The sequence below is a fragment of the Pseudomonadota bacterium genome, from assembly GCA_038533575.1.
Classification (GTDB): domain Bacteria; phylum Pseudomonadota; class Alphaproteobacteria; order Rhodobacterales; family Rhodobacteraceae; genus Shimia_B.
The window spans coordinates 1-2,568 of sequence record JBCAYL010000012.1 but is presented as its reverse complement, the minus strand read 5'-3'; the positions used below and the strand labels follow the sequence as shown (position 1 = coordinate 2,568).

The 2,568-nt window shown below is 51.1% G+C and carries 16 tRNA genes; 4 read left to right on the top strand and 12 right to left on the bottom strand.

The features are described from left to right. The first annotated feature begins 104 nt into the window (after positions 1 to 104). The 3 genes from AAFM92_16770 to AAFM92_16760 all read left to right on the top strand — a co-directional run bounded on the left by AAFM92_16770 (position 105) and on the right by AAFM92_16760 (position 625). Positions 105 to 177 (top strand) — tRNA-Thr (locus AAFM92_16770). 4 nt (positions 178 to 181) lie between these two features. Further along, a tRNA-Val gene (locus AAFM92_16765) sits at positions 182 to 255 on the top strand. Between the two features lie 297 nt (positions 256 to 552). Further along, positions 553 to 625: transfer RNA gene (locus AAFM92_16760), tRNA-Arg, on the top strand. Positions 626 to 678: 53 nt separating this feature from the next. Here the strand turns inward: AAFM92_16760 and AAFM92_16755 are convergent. The 12 genes from AAFM92_16755 to AAFM92_16700 form a co-directional block, all read right to left on the bottom strand. Next, a tRNA-Arg gene (locus AAFM92_16755) sits at positions 679 to 752 on the bottom strand. A gap of 78 nt (positions 753 to 830) precedes the next feature. After that, positions 831 to 904 (bottom strand) — tRNA-Ile (locus AAFM92_16750). 5 nt (positions 905 to 909) lie between these two features. Beyond that, a tRNA-Phe gene (locus tag AAFM92_16745) sits at positions 910 to 982 on the bottom strand. A 70-nt stretch (positions 983 to 1,052) separates the two neighbouring features. Then, positions 1,053 to 1,124 (bottom strand) — tRNA-Gly (locus AAFM92_16740). Positions 1,125 to 1,130: 6 nt separating this feature from the next. Continuing rightward, positions 1,131 to 1,202 (bottom strand) — tRNA-Ile (locus AAFM92_16735). Positions 1,203 to 1,274: 72 nt separating this feature from the next. Next, positions 1,275 to 1,347, bottom strand: a tRNA-Arg gene (locus AAFM92_16730). A gap of 7 nt (positions 1,348 to 1,354) precedes the next feature. Then, positions 1,355 to 1,438, bottom strand: a tRNA-Leu gene (locus AAFM92_16725). A gap of 69 nt (positions 1,439 to 1,507) precedes the next feature. Continuing rightward, positions 1,508 to 1,579 (bottom strand) — tRNA-Gln (locus AAFM92_16720). Between the two features lie 261 nt (positions 1,580 to 1,840). Continuing rightward, positions 1,841 to 1,912: transfer RNA gene (locus AAFM92_16715), tRNA-Pro, on the bottom strand. A 23-nt stretch (positions 1,913 to 1,935) separates the two neighbouring features. After that, a tRNA-Arg gene (locus AAFM92_16710) sits at positions 1,936 to 2,008 on the bottom strand. Between the two features lie 70 nt (positions 2,009 to 2,078). Then, positions 2,079 to 2,161 (bottom strand) — tRNA-Ser (locus AAFM92_16705). A gap of 82 nt (positions 2,162 to 2,243) precedes the next feature. After that, positions 2,244 to 2,314, bottom strand: a tRNA-Gly gene (locus AAFM92_16700). An 89-nt stretch (positions 2,315 to 2,403) separates the two neighbouring features. On the opposite strand from AAFM92_16700, the gene AAFM92_16695 reads away from it, so the two are divergent. Next, positions 2,404 to 2,475 (top strand) — tRNA-Trp (locus AAFM92_16695). Positions 2,476 to 2,568: the final 93 nt, after the last annotated feature.

Sequence of the window (2,568 nt, the reverse complement as noted above, 5' to 3'; positions counted from 1 at the left end):
CCACGCTTTTTGTTTCTTGCACCCTCCGCATTATATTATTGGCGGGTATCAGTAACAATTTTGTTTTGTTTTTGGTAACCAACTATCGGGGTCTCATCAATTATGCCTCTATAGCTCAGTTGGCAGAGCATCTCCTTCGTAAGGAGAAGGTCACGAGTTCGATCCTCGTTGGAGGCTACTTGTTCGCATGGTCTAGTTGGTTATGACGCTCGCCTCACACGCGAGAGGTCCCGAGTTCGAGCCTCGGTGCGAATAATGCCTCTGTTTTTTTTAAGACACACCAAAAAAACAACAAATCAAAAAATTTGCAGCAATAAAAAAAAACACAAAACCCTGACCCCAAGTAGTTTTTCTAATTCAATCGGCAAACAATTAATGGAATATGAAAAACCAACTGGACCGTGCGAGAGTTGAACCCATGCCCTCTTCTACCTGAATCGAGAATCACACCATTAAACCAACGGCCGACAAAAGGTCTATGCCTCTACTCTGGTTCAGGGCCCGATTGGTAGGCCGCAGCTTAGCGGAACTGCTTTGCCAACTAAATATCAAGCCCCCATGGCCTAATGGACAAGGCGCACCCCTCCTAAGGGTGAGATTGTGGGTTCGAGTCCCACTGGGGGTGCTAAAATATTTCTTTTTTCAACCTAGCCGTATTCATTTGCGACAAAAAAATAATACCCCGTGTGGGACTCAAACCCACAACCTTCAGATTAGAAGTCTGACGCGCTGTTCAATTGCGCCAACGGGGCCTGTATGAAAGGGTCCGAGAGCTACTAAGGACCATTTTATTTTTGTTGGGGACACAACTAACCAGCCAATGAAAAAAATGCTCCAGGAGGGACTCGAACCCCCGACCCTGGGCTTATTAGACCCATGCTCTACCAAACTGAGCTACCAGAGCTACGCTGCCCACGCTCGGGATTGAACCAAGGACCTTCAGATCTTCAGTCTGACGCTCTCCCAACTGAGCTACATGGGCATACATAGTGCAAATCGTAGAAACTGTTACCCCAACAAGACAAAATCATTTTGACTATAAAAAGTTTTCGTGCGCCTGCCGGGAATTGAACCCGGATCTAATGCTTGGGAAGCATCAATGATAACCATTACACTACAAGCGCTCATAATACTCCTGGCGGGGATCGAACCCGCGACCCCCGGCTCATAAGACCGGTGCTCTGCCTCTAAGCTACTGGAGTTATCAATCTGCCAGTATCATGGGCAGGAGGTTGCACAGCGCCAAAAATTGCACAATGGACAGAAAAATCCGTCATCCCAGATGGGACTCGAACCCACAGTCTTCGGCTCCGGAAACCGACGCCTTGTCCATTTGGCCACTGGGACGACACCGTGCCTGAAGTGGGGTTCGAACCCACGCGGACAGAAGCCCAGCAGATCTTAAGTCTGCCCCCTTAGACCTCTCGGGCATTCAGGCATGGAGCTCCGCTGCTGGCGCGTTGACAGTCGCACCGACCACCCAAAAGGCGCAAAAACAACAAAAATAAGGTCCTACCGGGACTTGAACCCGGATCGAAGGATTCAGAGTCCTTAGTGATGACCATTACACTATAGGACCACGTACACGGTGCGTCGGAATCCCACCACAACTTCATGGGCCAGCCGACAGGGCAGAAAACAAAAGTGATACATTCTCGATTTGTGCGTGTCATCCTTGCGCAGGGGCCATGCTAATCTTCTCTGTATCGTTCCAATTTTTGCGGATGACCTCGTGAGAGGTTCCGTTCAGGCACCACTGTGGACCTTAACCGGCGCTCTCCGCTCCGTTAGCTTACGCTTATGGCTCCAGTGCAGCGCGGCATGCTGGAACAAAACTTTAGGGGCTGTGCGGGAATTGAACCCGCGACCTCTCGCACCCAAAGCGAGAATCATACCACTAGACCAACGGCCCACAACAGGGGATTCACTGAAAAACATGCTCGACGGGATTCGAACCCGCAACCCCCAGATTCGAAGTCTGATGCGCTGTCCATTGCGCCACGAGCACCTCGGATCCGTGCGCGTGGCGGAGCCCTCCCCCCCCCCCCAAAATGGGCCAAAAAAGGGTACAAAACGACCGACAACAGAGAGATTCGAACTCCCGCGGAATTTCTTCCAAGTGATTTCTAATCACTCGCCTTAACCACTCGGCCATGTTGCCGTGCCGGGGGTCTCCAGGGCTGCCCCAGCACACTGAGAGCGGCAGGCTGGGGAAAAAAACAAACACACACGCAAAAGTAATGTGCGCCGGCCGAGAATCAAACTCGGGTCTCGTCCGTGGCAGGGACGTATACTATCACTGTACTACCGGCGCTGATACTTATGTCGGCCCAGCTAGTTTCTACTCAGTCTGACAACCTTGTGATTCTACAAGACAGCCAATGTCGAAATGCAATGTCGGCAGAAGCTATGGCGCAATGGCAGCGCGTTGGATTCCAGACCCAAAGGTTGGGGGTTCGAATCCCTCTAGCTTCATGCCGTTTTTTTTTTTTTTACCCGTCTGCAATGCACCAAAAAAAAAAACGCTGCCGAAACTGGGAATCGCACCCAGGCTGCCGCGGCCACAAC